This is a genomic window from Pseudomonas sp. LBUM1651 (assembly GCF_059716135.1).
In genome coordinates this window covers 4,678,977-4,696,481 of sequence record NZ_CP166805.1, presented here as the reverse complement: position 1 = coordinate 4,696,481, position 17,505 = coordinate 4,678,977, and the positions used below count along the sequence as shown (strand labels likewise).

17 protein-coding genes, 1 tRNA gene and 1 pseudogene are annotated in these 17,505 nt (G+C 53.4%); 3 read left to right on the top strand and 16 right to left on the bottom strand.

Annotation, left to right across the window (positions count from 1 at the left end; all coding sequences use genetic code 11):
• Positions 1–351: 351 nt before the first annotated feature.
• From ACA066_RS21965 to ACA066_RS21940, 6 genes and pseudogenes are all read right to left on the bottom strand, one after another.
• Positions 352–663 carry a hypothetical protein gene (locus ACA066_RS21965; RefSeq protein WP_497696612.1) on the bottom strand — a complete coding sequence of 104 codons (312 nt, stop codon included), beginning with the start codon at positions 661–663 and terminating at the stop codon, positions 352–354.
• 93 nt (positions 664–756) lie between these two features.
• Positions 757–933: pseudogene (locus tag ACA066_RS21960) on the bottom strand (short-chain dehydrogenase); the annotation flags it as partial.
• A 232-nt stretch (positions 934–1,165) separates the two neighbouring features.
• On the bottom strand, positions 1,166–1,573 hold the full coding sequence (locus ACA066_RS21955) for a type II toxin-antitoxin system HicB family antitoxin (protein ID WP_031318476.1): 408 nt from the start codon (positions 1,571–1,573) through the stop codon (positions 1,166–1,168).
• Positions 1,574–1,610: 37 nt separating this feature from the next.
• Positions 1,611–1,790: a type II toxin-antitoxin system HicA family toxin gene (locus ACA066_RS21950; protein WP_497696611.1), complete on the bottom strand. Its 180-nt coding sequence runs from the start codon at positions 1,788–1,790 to the stop codon at positions 1,611–1,613.
• A 254-nt stretch (positions 1,791–2,044) separates the two neighbouring features.
• Positions 2,045–3,589 carry a Fic family protein gene (locus ACA066_RS21945; RefSeq protein WP_497696610.1) on the bottom strand — a complete coding sequence of 515 codons (1,545 nt, stop codon included), beginning with the start codon at positions 3,587–3,589 and terminating at the stop codon, positions 2,045–2,047.
• Positions 3,590–4,379: 790 nt separating this feature from the next.
• Entirely contained in the window at positions 4,380–5,144 is a 765-nt protein-coding gene (locus tag ACA066_RS21940; RefSeq protein ID WP_497696609.1) for a DUF3037 domain-containing protein, read from the bottom strand.
• Between the two features lie 255 nt (positions 5,145–5,399).
• On the opposite strand from ACA066_RS21940, the gene ACA066_RS21935 reads away from it, so the two are divergent.
• On the top strand, positions 5,400–5,675 hold the full coding sequence (locus tag ACA066_RS21935; RefSeq protein ID WP_497696608.1) for a hypothetical protein: 276 nt from the start codon (positions 5,400–5,402) through the stop codon (positions 5,673–5,675).
• 450 nt (positions 5,676–6,125) lie between these two features.
• Positions 6,126–6,557: a hypothetical protein gene (locus ACA066_RS21930; RefSeq protein WP_497696607.1), complete on the top strand. Its 432-nt coding sequence runs from the start codon at positions 6,126–6,128 to the stop codon at positions 6,555–6,557.
• 254 nt (positions 6,558–6,811) lie between these two features.
• Here ACA066_RS21930 and ACA066_RS21925 read toward each other — a convergent pair whose 3' ends face one another.
• Genes ACA066_RS21925 through ACA066_RS21910 form a run of 4 tightly spaced genes read right to left on the bottom strand, consistent with a single transcriptional unit; the run spans position 6,812 to position 12,027 of the window.
• Positions 6,812–7,837 carry a hypothetical protein gene (locus ACA066_RS21925; protein WP_497696606.1) on the bottom strand — a complete coding sequence of 342 codons (1,026 nt, stop codon included), beginning with the start codon at positions 7,835–7,837 and terminating at the stop codon, positions 6,812–6,814.
• A gap of 57 nt (positions 7,838–7,894) precedes the next feature.
• Complete coding sequence (locus ACA066_RS21920; RefSeq protein WP_497696605.1) at positions 7,895–8,725, bottom strand: hypothetical protein; 831 nt, start codon at positions 8,723–8,725, stop codon at positions 7,895–7,897.
• Positions 8,726–8,727: 2 nt separating this feature from the next.
• Positions 8,728–10,425, bottom strand: coding sequence for a hypothetical protein (locus tag ACA066_RS21915; RefSeq protein WP_497696604.1), 1,698 nt, complete (start codon positions 10,423–10,425; stop codon positions 8,728–8,730).
• 18 nt (positions 10,426–10,443) lie between these two features.
• Entirely contained in the window at positions 10,444–12,027 is a 1,584-nt protein-coding gene (locus tag ACA066_RS21910; protein ID WP_497696603.1) for an OmpA family protein, read from the bottom strand.
• A 474-nt stretch (positions 12,028–12,501) separates the two neighbouring features.
• On the opposite strand from ACA066_RS21910, the gene ACA066_RS21905 reads away from it, so the two are divergent.
• Positions 12,502–13,128, top strand: a complete 627-nt coding sequence (locus tag ACA066_RS21905; RefSeq protein ID WP_497696602.1) for a recombinase family protein — start codon at positions 12,502–12,504, stop codon at positions 13,126–13,128.
• Here the strand turns inward: ACA066_RS21905 and ACA066_RS21900 are convergent.
• From ACA066_RS21900 to ACA066_RS21875, 6 genes are all read right to left on the bottom strand, one after another.
• Complete coding sequence (locus ACA066_RS21900; RefSeq protein WP_497696601.1) at positions 13,115–13,495, bottom strand: hypothetical protein; 381 nt, start codon at positions 13,493–13,495, stop codon at positions 13,115–13,117. The genes ACA066_RS21905 and ACA066_RS21900 overlap by 14 nt on opposite strands.
• Positions 13,496–13,584: 89 nt before the next feature.
• Positions 13,585–13,658, bottom strand: a tRNA-Gly gene (locus ACA066_RS21895).
• Positions 13,659–13,838: 180 nt separating this feature from the next.
• Positions 13,839–14,723 carry an alpha/beta fold hydrolase gene (locus ACA066_RS21890; RefSeq protein ID WP_497696600.1) on the bottom strand — a complete coding sequence of 295 codons (885 nt, stop codon included), beginning with the start codon at positions 14,721–14,723 and terminating at the stop codon, positions 13,839–13,841.
• Between the two features lie 314 nt (positions 14,724–15,037).
• Complete coding sequence (locus ACA066_RS21885) at positions 15,038–15,730, bottom strand: pseudouridine synthase (RefSeq protein ID WP_497696599.1); 693 nt, start codon at positions 15,728–15,730, stop codon at positions 15,038–15,040.
• Positions 15,731–15,787: 57 nt separating this feature from the next.
• Positions 15,788–15,982: a cysteine-rich CWC family protein gene (locus ACA066_RS21880; protein ID WP_497696598.1), complete on the bottom strand. Its 195-nt coding sequence runs from the start codon at positions 15,980–15,982 to the stop codon at positions 15,788–15,790.
• 6 nt (positions 15,983–15,988) lie between these two features.
• A complete protein-coding gene (locus ACA066_RS21875; RefSeq protein ID WP_497696597.1) occupies positions 15,989–17,479 on the bottom strand; it encodes a sensor domain-containing diguanylate cyclase in 1,491 nt (496 codons plus the stop codon).
• Positions 17,480–17,505: the final 26 nt, after the last annotated feature.

Sequence of the window (17,505 nt, the reverse complement as noted above, 5' to 3'; positions counted from 1 at the left end):
TTCGCAAAGGTCTTGAAACCCACTTGAATTGGCCAAATACCCAATTCAACAAATCCCAGACACAAAAAAAACGGCCATCAAGGCTAATGCCGATCAGTTAGGCGAAAGCTGCCCCCTGTAGGAGCGAGCTTGCTCGCGATGGACGTTAACGATAACGCGTATTTTCTGGATAAACGCGTCGCCTTGAAGTCCATCGCGAGCAAGCTCGCTCCTACAAATCTGCTTAACTGACCGGCATTAGCCATCAAGGCCGGTTATTTGAAACACCTCGTCGTACCGCAGGAAACGATCAATGTTTTCTGCTCTGTTGTAAATGAATGCACCTCTGCGGATGGCATTACTGAAGAATGCTCACGAGGCCGGTTGCTTCACGCCTCCAGGGTGGCTTTCACGTTGTTTTTTCTGGTACTCCTCCGCCTTGTGCGAAGAACCTGAGTCTTTCTCCAGCGTTTTCGAATCGGCTCCGGAATTTGCACCCGAAGACTCCTCACCCTTTTTGCTGGCCTTGTCCTGGTTTGATTCAGCTCCTTGCCCCTGGTTAAGACCTGGAAGAGCTGCAGGAGGAACGGCAGTTCCTGTCGTCGTCTTCTCGGCCGCTAGCGCGTAAAACGAGCAGGAAGACAGTAGGCCCGCAAGCGTCACGGCAACGATTTTGGTGTTCATGCTTAAGCCTTCTGTGCGAGGGGATGTACTCATTGGAAGGCAGGGTAGAGGGAGCGTGCTGGACAGCTGACGAGCGGCAGGAATGAAAAAGCCCTACGTTCCGCCACCCAGCACATCGCATCCATCACGCAAGGGTATGCAGCAGAGCAATGCAAAGTCGCTGAGAATCATCGAGTCCATGGTGATGTCGCCACGCATCGCGCGGTTTTCCAGGATCTGCAATACCGCGCCAATTCTGTAACGGGCGGAGCTGAGCAGTGAATGCAACCTGTCACTAAATCCGACCTATAAAAAACCGGCCACTGGGGTAATGCCGGTCAGTTAAGCAGATTTGTAGGAGCGAGCTTGCTCGCGATGGACTTCAAGGCGACGCGTTTATCCAGAAAATACGCGTTATCGTTAACGTCCATCGCGAGCAAGCTCGCTCCCACAGGGGGCAGCTTTCGCCTAACTGATCGGTATTAGCCACTGGGGCCGGTTTTGCATTTTAGAAACAAGGTCATCAGCTCTGCTGCAACACCTTCAGTGCTGCCGATGCCAGAAAGCCTGAACGGCTTTTCTCTTCCGGGTGATGCAATACGTATTCGTCAATGCGGTTGAGCAGGTACCCCGGCAGGGTGATGTTCAGCTTCTGGGCTTTGCCCAGGTACTTGGTAACATCGATGTCCACTACCGCCCATGTGCAACCTGCGTACTGCGGATTGGCCGCATGCAAAGTGACTTTGTTCGCAGGTGGAATCGGTGAACCGTCTTCGGCAAGAATTTCGAAATGGCCCTCAATGGCTTCCCGAGCCATGGCCATCGCATCATCCAGATCCTCACCAGCAGAGAAACACCCCGGAATATCCGGTACCTCCACGCCCCAAGCGTGTTCGTTGTCGCCCATTGAAATCGCAATTGGGTAAAGCATGTTCATTGTCCTCTTGAGACGCCGCGCGTCGAAATCATCAGAGCAGCGCCTGTTTCAAAATACTCACGGCCGTTTTTGTGAGCAGGTCCTTTTTCGGATGAGGAACTGTCACCAGCCCCGGTTTGGTCGGGTGCTTGAAGTGATGATGACTGCCCCTGATACGAACCAGATACCAGCCATCCGCAACAATTTGGCTTATCAAAAATCGGCTATTCACATCACCTCCGTGTGGTGTGCTTAGGTGGTTACTATACCTACTGAATTCGTATGATCAACACTATAACCACTGAGCCTTCTCGGGCACCGATGGAAAGGTGGTGTGAAAAACGAGCCTAGGAGGGCGTGAGGATAGAGTTCGGAGATGGCCGCAAATGAGGCGTTTTCTGTATTTCAGGGTTTTGCCAGCCCTACCGAAGTGCTTGCATAGCTAAATCTTCAGACATAAAAAACCGGCCATTCGGACCGGTTTCTTCACTTTTCGCCTGCCCCCATCTCTCGATCCTCAAATGCGGACCGCACCGACTCCACGACGCGTTCCGCCATGCCCTCATCTTCAAGCTGCGGATACCCTTTTTTCAGCTTGCCCGACACCATCCAACCGTTCTCCTTGATGGACCGAATGATGCGGTTCGCATCCTGGTCCGGCATCTCAAGTACCTCTTTCAGCTGTTCCTGAGCTCGCTGAAAGATCACCAGTACTCTCGCTTCATCCGCCATTTCCGTTCGAATGGTGTGCTCGACGACGCGTGCGGTATACAGAACGTGTTCAGTCAGATCGGGATACCGCCAGGCAAAGAGTGCGTCCTTGTATTCATCGAAGATGAAATTGCTGGGAGTGCCATCCTCGTAGATCACGAGTTCGCCGAATCGATATGCCGTTGCGTAACGCCGCATGAACGGTCTCGAGAACACTTCGAGCGTTCGATCGTAGCCGGCCCTGAAGTCGATAGAACTGGTGATTGTGGCTGACACCGGCAGGATCACGCCGTCAGGCACGGCCTTATCCCGAATCAAAGTGTCGTTGATCAGGAAGCGATGAATCCGGCCGTTGCCATCGCGCATGGGATGGATGTACACGAAGCCAAATGCCAACACAGCGGCACGTGCCAGTGACTCCGCGCCACGGGTTGCGACCTCAAACTCGTTGACACCTGCCAATAGCTGCGCAAGATCCGCGGAATGGGGGGCGATGTAATGCACGATGTCCTCGCGCATCGTGGCCTGACCCACAAACACAGGAGATCGGCGCAAGCCCAGTCCGATGGCATCACGTCCGAGAATGCCGGCTTGCAGGGATTGAAGGCTGGCGTTGCTCAACGGGTTTTCGATATGGCCGCAGTGCTGGGCAATGACATGAGCGAACCGCTGGATGCGATCGGCCTGGTCGGCTTCCTTTTCGATGAGAAAGCTAGCGCGCGATTCCTTGAACGTCAGCCAACTGGCCGTACGCATCAGGATGTCGGGGCCAAAGGCTTGATCCAACTCAGCCAATGCGGCGCGCAGATCGAACTGCAAAGCTTCTTGCACTGACGCCGTTCGACGAACCAGGGGGCAGAACTCAGGCGTCCCCGGCAGGTTGTTATTGATTCGCCAGCGTCGCGTTCGCAGTGGCTCGCGACGAGTCAGGTATTTTTGGGGTGAAAGCGCATCGACATAGGCGCCATTGGTCACGTCTGGCACATCCAGACGTTCCCCTGTCAACCATTCATAAAGAAACCCGGTGCGTCGTGCGTACTGGCCGAAAGGCTCTCGTCGACACCAGTCTTCGATAGGCTGCGGGCCTATCGCTGCAAACAGGCGAGCGAAGAACTCAAGATGAATCTCTTCGTACTTGAGCCCGAATTCGAAATGCCCTGCGAAATCGTCTGCGGGCCGGTAACTTGGCGGATACCTGTTCTCCACATTCCCGTCACTTTCGCGGCTGACACGTGCAGTGCCGATCTCGGACTCGACACGCAGAGGCTGTGCAAGTGCGATGTCGTAGCGATCGGCGAGGGCCTTGAAACCGACAGGCATTGACGAATTCCTTAACAGGGCAATGAAAATGCTAACAAAACGCGTATGTGACGCGAAAACGTTAATTTCTTGCGATGCGAAAATACTAATCCTGTGTGAATTTTGATACTAAAACCGTGATTTCAAAAAAAAACGTTAACGTATCTCAGCTTAGTCGTAACTGCCCTGAGGGCAAAAGGCAATTCCACCAAATCCCAGACACAAAAAAACCGGCCATCAAGACCGGTTTTTTTCTTTCCCTGCATCCCCCGTCAAAAAACTCAACGTGAGACAAAAATTCGATTGGAGCGGGTGAAGGGAGCAGAAGTATTCATAAAATACGGGGAGTCTGGGATGTTTTTAAATGCTGGTGTACAGGTGGGTGTACAAAAAGTATTTTCCAATAGTCGCGAGCTACGCTTGTCACCTCGTTCGAGGTGACGCTGCTTTCTCTCTTCGGCACATGGTCGATGCTGGTTTCTGGTGTGGAGCGTATTTTGGCGAAACGGATAGAAGCTAGGCACTGTACAGCTAGAGTGCCTTTTTTTGGAGTGAGTTCCTGTTGTCAAGCTACTGCAAGCCACTGACTTGGTAAGGCGATGAATATGAAGCTTCACTGGGCTGTCTATCTGGATTGACAAAGTCCCCAAAAAGGGCCGAAGAGTCCCTTTTGGGGACTCTTCGGTTTGTTGCTGTCGTCGACGAAACAGCAATTACTGCAGTCGCAGTGGCCCGCAACTAAATGTGTGGGACGCTATCCCCAAGGCCCAGAGTACTTCGGACTTTGAGATAACGTGGGTATGGCATGAGTCTACTGAGCGTAGTTCTGCGCGAAGGCGGCAATTGCCTGGCTGGCCTGGAACTCGACCAGCTGCAGGCCGTGCTCCAGAATGCTTTCTTTAGCTTTTTTCACCGATCTGCGGTGGCGGGGTGACTCGCCCTCGGCCGGTGCGCTTACAGGGATCAGGACATTTTTCAGTTCAATAATCCCCTCGCTCTCGGCGCGAACGAACTTCATCAGCCACTGATCGCAGTGGTCGAGGATCGCACTTGGCTCGGCTTGATCGAAAGCCAAGGGTTTGATTGCGGCCACAACTTCATTGCGGTGAACCAGGGGCAGGTGCAGTTTGCTCAGATCGCCGGTCAAGGTTTCATCGCGGAAGCTGCGAATGGACGCTTGCGCGAACAGCGTGCGGATTTCCCGAACCATTACTTCTTCACGACGATCACGACGATCACGACCCATGCCTTGGCGCTCGATATAGCGGCCGAACAGGTCTTCAAGGGTCGCGTCGAAGTTTTCTACCAGAATCGAGCGCATGGGGCTAAAGCGAATCAAAGATTCCTTGGGCTCGGTCAGGAAACGGAAGTGATTAACGATCTGGATCTCTTGGGCTTCTGCCGTCATCAGGCGCACAGCATCCAATTGGGCAATTTCCATGGCTTTGGCGAATAGAGGGGCACACTCGAAGACATGATTGACCCGTTTCAGATTCTTACGGGCGAGCCTGTACTCCATGCGCCCGATCGCCGGAGCCGAGAGAACAATGCCGACATTTATAGGACTCGCCTTCACGTTCAGTTCGCAATCCCAAACATTCGGCCCATATCGCTAGAAAACGCGCATGGATACTCAAGTATGTTTCGAGGGGGCCGATATCCCAATGGTGGCATTTTGCCTGCATTTGGAGAAGGTCTTTCTTCATGGACAGCTAAAGTGATTTGATCGAAAAATTCTAGGATAGGGGTTAAGAAAGTGATTCGACTCAGGGGGATCTTCGTACTTATGCTTTGTACGAATGCAGCTTTCGCTTATGAGCAAGACCAAGCAATGTCGCTTGATAGCCGGACTGTTTTGCACCTTGATTCTGTAGAATCAGTCAGAGGACAGCGCGTGGCGGAACTGTCTGACGGGGCCATTGTTTCAGCAATACGCGTCGAATGCGAAACTAATACGCTTCGGATAGAAAGGACAGGCATAGACCGCGTAGATGGAAATTTCGAGATATCAAATGGTATGCCGGGAAAATATTTTGAACCCGCAACAGGCGAAGTGCTTGCAACGGCGGTGCGCAAAATTTGTAACCTGAAACTGGAGGATGAATAAATGAAAAGGATACATGTAGTAGTTTCCGTCCTTTCATTTTTTTGTGGGTCGGCACTGGCATCTCTTCCAGAAAATTTAAATGCCGTAACATATGATAAAGAGAGAGCCGTGGTAGTCGGTAACCAGCTACTGCATCTGGATACCATAACACTCAACCCTAATGAGACCATCAGTATCGTCATAACTGGTGGCCAAACCTTGATGAATTTTACAGCTGACTGCGTAACTAAAAAAGGTAAATATAATAGCATTTATGTTGGAGGAAAACTTATGAAGGGCTCCGATACTCTGAGTTGGGAAGACGCTCTGGATACTCCAAGAGGCGGTAACATGTTTACTGCGCCGTATAACGTCCTATGTAGCTCCCTAGTTGTTGAAACGCTCCGTCATGCGTCTTCGGATCAATAGTTGGCTTATCTGCCATCTTTATAAATGTAAGCGTACAACGCTATGCAAATACTGGTAAAGTCGAGCGGGATTAGCGCGCTTCAAGCTCTAGGGATAGGGTGTGTTATCGCCGCTATTATGCTTGTTGTTTTGATTAAATACCCAGTAGCGGAGAAATGGGGGGATCGAAAAGAGTTCGAGACAGCTGTAGAAAAGACTTTGGCCGACAGGGGCATAGCGACTTCGACAGACTCACCGAAATTTACCGTTGCAGAGCATGGGATAGGAGAGTTCAAGGGCAGGAAACTTCAAGTTGTGGTGGTTAAAGCGGAATTTCATCAAATTGATAAAGTTGCTGGAGAGAAAACCGAAAGATGCATGTTGATGTTTTCGATTGTCGACAAAGAGTTTGATTTATACAGAAATTTTTCGCTAGCTGACTGTGGTGAAACTCAAGATTTGATAGCTTGGAAAAGTGCAGTGAATTATCGGTAAGAACACTTGATTAATTCTAGGCATTAAAAGCCCGGCGCTAGGTTGTGACAGGCTCGTGCATGGCCCGCGGCTGATTTATCGGCTCCGTACGATTTGGCAGCGGGTTGCGATCAAAAAACGAGGTCGCGAGGTGATGCAAACCCATCGCGAGCCGCGGGACATTAGTACGTAAAAAGGCCTCATTTAAGGCCTTTTTACGTATTATCTGCTTTGTAGCATTCAATAATTTGCGGAAATGTTTTTTAGTTCATAGGTCAAATTTCTACGGAGGCTTTTGAATTCGCCTGCTCCACATCGCTAACTTTTTGCAAATGCGTCTTATAACGCAGAGATAATTCGTTCCGGCATTTGGAAATGAATTGCTGATACGCCGTGCCTGTGACTTTCATGAAATGAACATTGCACCAAATCAGCCCGGCGAACACGCCAACAGCTACAAAGGCCAAGCCCGTGTTTTTCGTAAGGATGGCAGCCAACAACAGGAGGTAAATTGCTCCAACCATAACAGTTTGGATGAGCAAGGATTTTATTTGCGGTGCTTCACTGCCAGGAAATCCGGTGCATGCACTATTGGTGTAAAAACAGACAGGCTTCTTGGCCAGAAGAGAAAACACTAGTTTAAGCAAAGATAACGGTAGCAATGCCCAGCCAAGGAACAACATGCCCACTGACAGAATGACGCCCGCCACCCCAACGTGCTCAGTGACTGACTTGTAGGTGTACTCCATATGAGTGTCGAAGTTGACTTCGAGCTTTACTTGGCCCTCGATCATCGCCACACCGATGTTGTGGCCAGGGCGGCCAGGTGACTCACCGGAGCTACGATATTCCACTTCTTGCTGGCGCTGATGGTCATAGAGCCAGGTTCGATGCGAGCTGTGAAGTGTGTTGTATGCGGTGGCCTGATCGTTCCCAAAGACATTTTTTGAGATGCCTACACTTGTCGTAGTGTAAGAAGTGTCATTGGCAGACAAAATCTTGCCGATCATAAATGTCGCGGACCCGACACCGTCCGAATTATCAAATTGCTGTGAGCCACCCAAATTAAAGTCGGTCAACTTCCCCCCACTCATCAGCTTTATTGCAATGGCCGGAAGCAATGCAAGAAAAACGCAAAATATTAAATCTGGAAGGTTAAAGTCATAGAAAAGGTAATCCGGCCTCAACAGAAAAAGTGCAACCAGAGTCGTTATGATCAATACGACATTTTGATTGAACTTTTTCCCTGCATAAAAACCCGCGGCAGTAAGTGCCGCTATCATTACAATGTTTTCAAACATGTTGCACTCCAATATCCTTTAAATCATGGATTCGCCGGGCTGCAAGCGAATTATTTTTTATTCGACGGCGCTGGTGAGTTCAGGAGTGCCGAACCCTTTGAGTTCGGCATTTGATTGCTCAAAGTAGCCATTCCAGAAAGTCTTGAGATTGCTGATCATCTTCCCAGAACGGTAGCCGTCCTTGTTGGACTGAGGCACGAAGGCCGCACCATGAACATAGATTCGCGCGCCCCCGAAATCTGCCAACAGGTTCTGCTTCTTAACCTTTTCAAGTTCAGCCGGGGGGCTGATGTCCCGAATGCGGTTCGAGGCATAGAAGCTGCCAAAGTCGCTGTATTCCAGCATGTCGGACATCAGCAGGACGACCTGGTCGTTTGTGTCTTTGGCCTTACTGATGTCGTTTGCGATTTCACGCAGGCTGAAGAGGATTTCGCTGCGTGGAATATCGGTAGTGGACGCCTTTATCGTGCCGGCGAAAGCCTTGCCAAAGCGCTGGAAGAGCACCTGACGCTGTTGCGTCAGGCAGCCTTCGAACTTCTTCGCCGCCATAATCGGCACGTTCGGGATCGCCGCGGGATCAATCGGGCTTTCCAACTCACCCGCAAACTCAAGCTTGGTGTAACGCCCGTTCAAGTAAGCACTAAAGCTGTAGAGGCGAAGCTTGTCGCCAGGCCCCATGAACCGCTTGATGTGGTTCCAGGCGGTTTGTTGCAGGTCACCGGTCAGTGGGGTTGTTTGATCGACAATGACCGCCAACAAGCGCCCTGAAGAGGGCGACTTGAACTCGGTCAGCTTGGTGATCTCGTAACAACTCGGCACGTCATTGCGTTCGGCAGCCAGCAGGACCGCAGGGGCGAAGGCGAGCGCCGCGATAAGGGACTTGATCATGATCAACTGAGCTCCGCATCCAGCTTCTGGAGCTTGTACGCGCGACGGATGAGGGCGATATCAACACCTTTCTTCCCCGCTACGTAATCTAGGTCGTCTTCTTCAAACCCCATCAGGTTGCCCCACGCATGCGGATCGAAACCAGCTTGCACAACGGCAGCAACCGGCTCGACAGGAGCGACAACAACCGTGGCAGCCAGCACTTCCTGGGTCGATTCAGTCCTGGCAGGCACTACGGCCTGTGCAGCGGCAACAACCGTTTCGGTGCCGTTGAGGCTGTTGATTCGAGCGCGAATTTCGGCAGCTTTGGCCATTGCGAGGTCAGAACCAGCCTGATCACCCTTTCTGGCGAAATCCGCAGACTGCTTGTTGAGATTATCCAGAATGCCGCTCAATACATTCCGCTGGTCTTTAGCCATCTTCTCGGCATGTTTGATCGCGAGGAAACGTTCAAAGGTGCGCTCATGCTTATTCGTCTCTTTCTGGTTGTTATCGTCTCCAGAAATATGGAATTGCGCACTCAGCAGCGCTTGCAGGTTGCCAAGGGCGCGCTGAGCATCCACAGCGATGGAGCGAGCAATTGTTTCGTGATGAGTGACAAACTCATCGGCGTTTGCAAAGCCTTTAGTGGCTTTCCAGGCTTCGCTCGAATGGCTACCGGCAAAACCGCGGGAATAGGCCATGATCGTAGATGTGAACTGAATGAAGCAGAACAAGGCGCTCAATACGGCGAAGGTGATCATCGAAGCGCGGTGCATCGAGTCGATTTGGTCTTGTGCACTTTTCGATACGGAGGCTTGTTTTACTGCCTTCATGTCATCGCCCAAATCAAAACTTTCTGAATCTGGCGATGCCTGCTCCATGGACATAGAGGTCATCGGGTTCGCGACCAGTTCGGCTTCGGTCGCCTTCAGCGTCTCGGCCCGCACGGCAAAAGCAGCTATCGCAAGACCCACAATGAACACCGAGTAGATGATCAAGTAGTTGAAGGACTTGCTCGGCTTGGCTGTGTCCCCTCCTACCTTGATGCGATTGAGCATCTGCTGGTAGGCCGGGCGGTCGTCATCTTCAAATGTTTTGTCGATATTCAGGCGATCCTTGCGGATGAAGTCACCGGCCGATCCGTTTTCGCGCATCGAGCTGTAGGCCATTACCTGATTGATCTTGTGGTTGGTATATAGCTGGTGACCACTTTTCTCGGACAGGTACAAACCAACAACCGAAATCACCAGACCAATACCCCAGGCCGTAATCATCGCGGTGTTTGGAGTAGCCATGGCCAACACGTACGGAGCCAGCGCGTAACCGAAAGCCGAGGCCTCAACCACCATCAAGGTCAGGATCAATGCCCAAAGCATCAGGCCTTTTTCCTTACGACCATCCTCATTGACCTTGAGAAGGTAGTCTTCAGCTTTTTTGTAGAACGTGCCGTCTTTGGAATGCTTTAGGTAGTAGTGATGATAGGCACCGCAGAGCTCCGTTTCCGATTTCAGGAAGTGAGTCTGACTGTCCTGCTTGCCAGGGTTTTTTACCCAATAGCTGATTGTCCCGATGAGAGGAAAGCGATGGCGGGTGATCATCAATCCATAACGAACCTTTTCCCAGTATATGACTACGGGAATCATCATTATCAGGGTCGTGATAATGGGAACCACGATGTACCAATAGGCCGTCATGATTGTTTTTATGGTCTCGAGCATGTTGTCTTCCTTGGAGAATTACTGACGGCGTGGATCGAATGCAGCAACGAAAGCGGTGCCACCTTTCGGGTAGTAGATTTCGCCACCCGATGCTTGACCCGTGCGCTTGTCGAATACGATGTCCATGCACGATACCGGCGAACTTTTCGCGTCGATCGAGAAGACTCGATAAAGAACCTGAGTTTCACCGTCATAAGTATTTGCAGAGGCCAGAACGCGACTGATCTGCTTCTCTTTAACGGTTTTGTAGTTGGACTTGAAAGACATGAACGGTTGCTGGGCCAGGGTCGAATCCGCTTTCAGGATCGACACCGGACCAATACTCGCCAGGTGACCATTGACCGTCTGAGCCCACGGGCGCCCGTTCATGCCCGGCAGGAAGTCGCTGGTATCGACGTCATCGATCGTCTTGCCAGTGCCCAGGTTCATGACTTCGCCTTCGGTACGTGGCATATCGGCGATGCACGATCCGACAGGAACGGATGCATATGCGCTGGAAATCAGCGAGAACATCGACTTCTTGGGCACGATGGACTGCGCCAGGGTCGAGTTGCCATTGGTTACCGCGTGGCCGCCAAAGTCGATGCCACCCTTGCCGACAATTGCCAACGGCGAAGGCGCAGACGAAGTCTCTTGCGAAGAGGCAGTTTCTTGCGAAATGGATGGGGAAACCGGTTTTTGGGCTTTCGCCTTTACAGCTGCCATTGGCACTTGAGCGACAACAGGTGAGGTCGCAATTTTGGAGGATTTCACGGCGACGGCAGGCGCCGCAGCAGTCTGCGTGCGAGTACCGTATTCAAGGTACTTGGTGTTGTTGCGTTCACTGCGAACCCGTTCGACCAACAACTTCTGGCTATCGATCTGCAACATCTCGACGCGACGGTTTTTTGCTCGCCCCGCTACCGTGCTGTTATCCGCGACAGGACGCGAAGAGCCGGCGCCCTGGTAATAGATATCAGTGGCCTTGATGCCAGCTTCGGCCAGAATATTGCCGACAGCGCGCGCACGCTTTTCAGACAGGCTTTGGTTGAATTGTGCTTCACCGGTGGAGTCTGTGTGGCCCACGACCAGGATTTTCATGTCACCCGCAGGTGCTTGCTGATTAGATTGCGCGGGCTTTGCCGCCTGGGCTTTTTGAGCTTCTGCCATGGTTTCGGCGATTTTACGCAGTTGACGTACACCTTCCGGGGTCAACTCGGCAGAGGCCGGGGCAAACATCGTCGAATCACGTGCCTGCGCCTCAATACCCACCGGGGCCCCTTCAGAAACACCAATGGCGGCGGTATTGGTAACAATCTCTTTGACATCCATATCTATGTGCTCAGCCTGAGCAACAGCCTGGAGACGTTTGACTCGACTTTGGTAGAGCATTGTTATGCCGCAACCAATACCGGCGCCGGCAAGAGCGCCGACTTCCGGTTTACCGTTAGTGGCAACGGCAACCAACGCACCTGCTACCGCTCCAACAGCGCCGCCCACTGCGCAGGCTGTTGCCCCTGATGACTGACCCAACTGATGATCAATAGTGGCGCAGCCCGCGACCCCCATCGAAATCGCTACGGCGAGAGCCGTTGGCCTGAGAAACCCCTGTTTCAAAGTCATATTCAATCGTTCCTTCGCAATTAGGTCAGGCATTGGCCAGCCAACATTTTTGTTGGTCATCAGCTTGCCCGGTAGGCATCCCATTGATTGTTCATCACGCGTTTTGGACGACGTCTGCTGGGAACTACGGGCGATATCATATTGGCATCAACGGAAAATCGAAATGTTTAGATTCATTTTCTTTCTTTGAATTTGTCTGAAGCGTCGCCTCGCCCCTCATTCACATGGGGTGCACGTAAACAATGGCCGTCGGAACTTGCGTGGAAGCTTGTTTGAGGGGCTTGGGTGCTTAAAGAATTCCATCGACTCGACCGTGGGCCGCTCTGAACACCATCAGTACCGTCGGGCGTGCATCTAGGGTATGCCTGAGCTGATACGGGCAAATTCGTGTTCATTTGCGCTTTCAGCTTGATAAGTGACACTCATAGTGCAACAGTATTAGTAGAACACCTTAACTGATACGGACAGCACATCATGTTCATCCGCGCATACCTCCGAGCATCGACCGAAGAGCAGGACACCGGCCGCGCCCGGGCGTCACTCGAGCAATTCGCCACCGACCACAACAAAGTGATCGCGTGCGTGTACCTGGAAAATGCCAGCGGCGCCTCGGCAGATCGGCCTGAGTTGCTGCGCCTGCTGAAGGACGCACGCAAGGGCGACGTGCTGCTGGTGGAGTCAATAGACCGCCTCTCACGTCTTCCTGTAGAGGATTGGCAGAAGCTCAAGGCTGCGATCGACTCCAAAGGCTTGCGCATCGTTGCGCTCGACCTGCCGACCAGTCATCAAGGAATGCAGGACACCAAGGGGGACGAGTTCACCGGCCGGATGCTGGGCGCGATCAACTCCATGCTGGTGGAAATGATGGCTGCGATCGCACGAAAGGATTACGAGCAGCGCCGCGAGCGTCAGGCTCAGGGCATCGAGAAAGCCAAGGCAGCGGGTAAATATCAGGGTCGGCCGGTGGACACCGATCTACACAAAAGAGTGACCGAGTTACTAACCGCGGGATTAGGCATCCGAGCGACTGCGCGTCATGCAAACTGCTCAACCACCACAGTGCTAAGAATTCGGGATCAAAGCCCTGCTACCAGTTGTTGAATGGGGTAAACGACCAGCGAAGATCGATGTTCTGGTAGCCAAACGTTTCAAGCGCCATTTCAGCGGATTTCAGGCAGCGTGACTGATCGGGGTTAGGGCCCACGACAATTTCTCGAAGAGTGGTCTTGCTCTGCAAAATGTTGAGCTCTACATAAGGAATTAAGCACGAGAGCCCCGCCCGATACTTCAGGGGCGTGTGAGGATGTTTAACCACAATCCTCCATTCGGCCTCTTCATGAAAACCGTCATTTTTATACAACGGTGCTAGCTGAGCCAGTTCCTCACAGAACCAATTAACTGCCCCTTCTGCTTGAGCTTTGTGCTCGCCAACGGTTACAGACTTCCTGTATTCGTGCGCGAAAAGCATGCGGACACAAAAAAACCGGCTAAGAAGGCCGGTTTCTCTAGGGGTTAGCTGCTCGCCGGGATATGCGGGAACATGCTGAAACAAGGAAGTGGAGCGGGTGAAGGGAATCGAACCCTCGTTATCAGCTTGGGAAGCTGGAGTAATGCCATTATACGACACCCGCTCAGAGCGGCTGACTTTGTACCAGATGTGCGCGTGGAAATGAAGTTTTTCTTTGCTCGGGATGGCTTTAGCGCGGGTGACACGAGACAACAGACCGGGTGACGGTCGTTCGCGGGCAAGCCTTGCTCCTACGGATTTGCGTTAGCGTTGTAGGGCGAAGCTTGCTCGCGATGACGCTGTTTCAGATTGCCAATGCATGGTGGTCCTGGACGTAGTGGTAACGCGGTCGGGTTGCCTGCTGCTCAGGTTTCAGGAAACCGAGCAATGCGTTGCGGCTGTCTCGGCAGGCGGCTTTGTGTTCCATGTCGAGAAAGTGGCCGGTCGCATCCAGTGTCTTGAAGGTGGCGTGTTTCACGTGGTCGGCGAATAACCGGGCGCCATCGGCGGCGGTGTATTCGTCCCATTCGCCGTTCATGAACAGCACCGGCACGATGATTTTCTCAGCGGCGTTGAAGAAGCACTGGCGATCGCTGTGCAGCAAGTCGCTGATATGGAAGTGCATCTGCCCGTATTCATGATCGGCCAGGCTGCTGACGTGCCGATAGTTGAAGCGCTTGAACAGGGTTGGCAGGTGTTTGCCGATGGTGCTGTTCACCAGGTTGCCGACCCGGTCGCCGTCACGGCTGCCGAGGTAGTCCACACCGCGCTCGAGGTAGTCGAGCATGTGCGCGTTGATCTCCGGAGAGAACGAGCTGATCACGGCTTTTTCGATCCGTCGCGGTTGTTGGGCGAGGGCGACCAGGGTCGCGGCGCCACCCCAGGAAAACGACAGCACGTGTTCGGCGGCGAAGTGGTCGATCAGCTCCAGGAGGATCTGCCCTTCGACTTCCTTGGTCAGCAATTTCTCATGCAGGTTGTGGGCTTTTGACTTGCCCGCGTAGGGCTGGTCGTAGCAGACCACATTGAACTGCGGGTGGAGGTTTTTCACGGTTTGTGCAAACGACGCAGTCGTGGCCATCGAGCCGTTGACCAAGATAATGGTCTTCTCTGCGGCGTCTGCGCGATAGAACTCCGTGTAAACCCGATACTGACCCTGTATATCCAGCACAGCGATTTCTGGCCTCATGTCATAAGACTCCTGGCAAGCGGGTATGCGCGCAAATGAGATTGCACGAGCTTTGTGACAGGTAGGCATATGCCTGGAATTTTGCAGGCCCATGTCGATCCATTGCAGTCCGGTCGACGGGTTTTATTATTGGCGGGCAGTCTGCCGGTCTGAGGCGGAACCTGAGGGTTCTCTAACCGACAAAAAGTTTCTTAGAAGTATGTTGTGACTCCTCAGTCACATTTCGGCTGACGACCTGATTCAAGCAGGCGAGTCGGCATCGCGCAAGTGCCAATCGTAAATTGTTCGACAACTTCTGCTGAGCGGTAGGCTGCTTAGATCAATTGGATCTCTTCGGTGCACAACGCGCGGTATTCGCCCGGTTTTAGCGCGTTGTCGAGCACGAGCGGACCCATGCGTTCGCGATGCAGGCGCAGCACTTTGTTGTCGAAGTGGCCGAACATCCGCTTCACCTGGTGATAACGGCCTTCGACGATGCTCAGTCGGGCTGATTTTGGCCCGATCACCACCAGCTCGGCAGGTTGGGTGGTGAGGTCTTCGAAGGCGAAGTACAGGCCTTCGGTGAATTTCAGCGCGTATTCCGGGCCGATCTCCTGTTCAGTCTCGACGTAATAGACCTTGGGCAGTTTGGTCTGCGGTTGGGTCAGGCGTCGCGACCAACTGCCGTCGTTGGTGATCAGCATCAGACCGGTGGTGTTGAAGTCGAGGCGGCCGGCGATGTGCAGGTCTTCCTTGTCCGGCTCGTGGATCAGATCGAGGACGGTGGAGTGCTCTGGGTCACGGGTGGCGCTGACGCAACCGGGCGGCTTGTGCAACATGAAATAGCGGGCGGGTTTGCCGACTTGCAAGACTTCCTCATCGACCTCGACGCGGCTGAACTCCAGCACCTCGGTGTGCGGGTCGCTGACGACTTTTCCGTCGATCCGCACGCGCTTTTCCACCAGCAGCAGGCGAACCTGCTTACGGTTGAAGCGGGGCAGGTTGCTGAGGAAGCGGTCAACGCGCATGACAAAACATCGGCAGGAAAAGGGCCGCGCATCTTACGTGATCGGTTGCGATGATGCTTACAACTGCGCTTCGACCTGCGCGCAGCGTGGGCACAGGCAGGATTTGTCACGTAGCTCGGCGGGCAGCGCTTCGAGTACCGCCGGTTCGATGCTGACGCCGTAGCACCAGCATGGCCGATCGGCGGTTCGCGGATCGGCCAGTGTGCAGTCATTGGAGGCGCCGCAGGCCGGGCAGAATTCAGGCTTGTTCATGTAGGACTATGCATAACTGGTGTGAGGCATTTCCGCGCAGGTACGGTTACGGCCGGATTGTTTGGCCCGATACATTGCATGATCGGCCCGGGAGAGCAGGGTGTGCAAGGTGTCAGCCGGTTGCAGTGTGGTCAAGCCAATGCTGACCGTCAGTTGCAAGGCGTGATCGTTGTAGGCATAACGCTGGTGCTCGACATGCTGGCGAATTTTCTCGGCGATCATCAGTCCGGTCTCACCGTCCGTGTCCTTGAGCAGCACGATGAATTCTTCACCACCCCAGCGACAAACGATGTCGGAATGACGCAGGCAGCTCTCAAGGTCCCGTGCGAAACCGATCAGCACCTGATCGCCGGCGAGGTGACCGTAGGTGTCGTTCAAGGCTTTGAAGTGGTCCAGGTCCAGCAGCAACGCGGTCAGCGGTTTCGGCTCGCGCTGAGCCTCGTGCATGGCTTGCGCGGCCAGCAGGTCGAAGCCGCGACGGTTCGGCAGTTCAGTGAGGCTGTCCAGCGTCGCCTGCGCCTGGATCTTGCCCTGATAGCGCTTGATCACCCGGTTGAGCAGGGCCAGCACGATCAGTGTGACAAGCAGGCAGATCAGCAGATTGAGGTACAGCGACTGACGGATTTCACTCAGGGCGCCGTCTTCGCGTTTGTCGACGAACAGGTACCAGTTCAGTTCCGGAATGAACCGCACGTTGAGGAAATGTCCCTGGCCATCCGGCTCCGCGTATTCGTAGGTGCCATCGCGGGGCTTGGGCAGTTGGGCTAGCAGGTTCTTCATGCTCGCCAGGTTGGTTAGCGACTGTCCCGCCCGGGCGTCGTCGGGGCCGCCGTCGGCGCCAGTGAGCACCAGTTGGCCGAAGCTGTCGACGAAGTACACGCTGCGTTGATAGCGCTGCTGGTATTTGTCGATCAAGTTGATCACCGCGTCCACGGTCAAGCCGACACCGGCCGCGCCGATGAAGTTCTCGTTGTAGTCGAAAACCTTGTAATTGATGAAGAACGTCAGACGGTTATTGTTGGCGGTGTCCGGGTCGACGTTGATCTCGTAGGGCGCCTGCATGTCCCGCACGCGGAAATACCAGAAGTCGTTGGGGTCGTCACTGCGGATTTTCTTCAGCACGCCCTTGGCCTGATAGTAGGTCAGGTTGTTGTTGGAGATGAAAAACGCGGTGTAGGCGTCGTAGTGGGTCATGACCTCATTGAGGTAGCGGGTCATTTGCTCGGGATTCTGCTCACCGTTGACGACCCAGTCGCGCATGAAGGTGTCGCGGGACATCATCGAGGAAATCAGGATCGGTCTGACAAGGTCTTTCTGGATTTCCGAATAGACCGTGTCCGATGTCAGCGGCAGCTCGGTGTTGACGATGTTGTCGCGGATCGAGGCGCGCGAGGCGTAGTAGCTGAGGAATGACGTGGCGAGGAAGCCTGCGCCCAGCAGTGCGATCAGCGTGAGAACCAGCGAACGTTGCGAATACAGCGGCGAGCGAAGCGGCATGGCGATTCCGTTGGCAGTGACCCGAT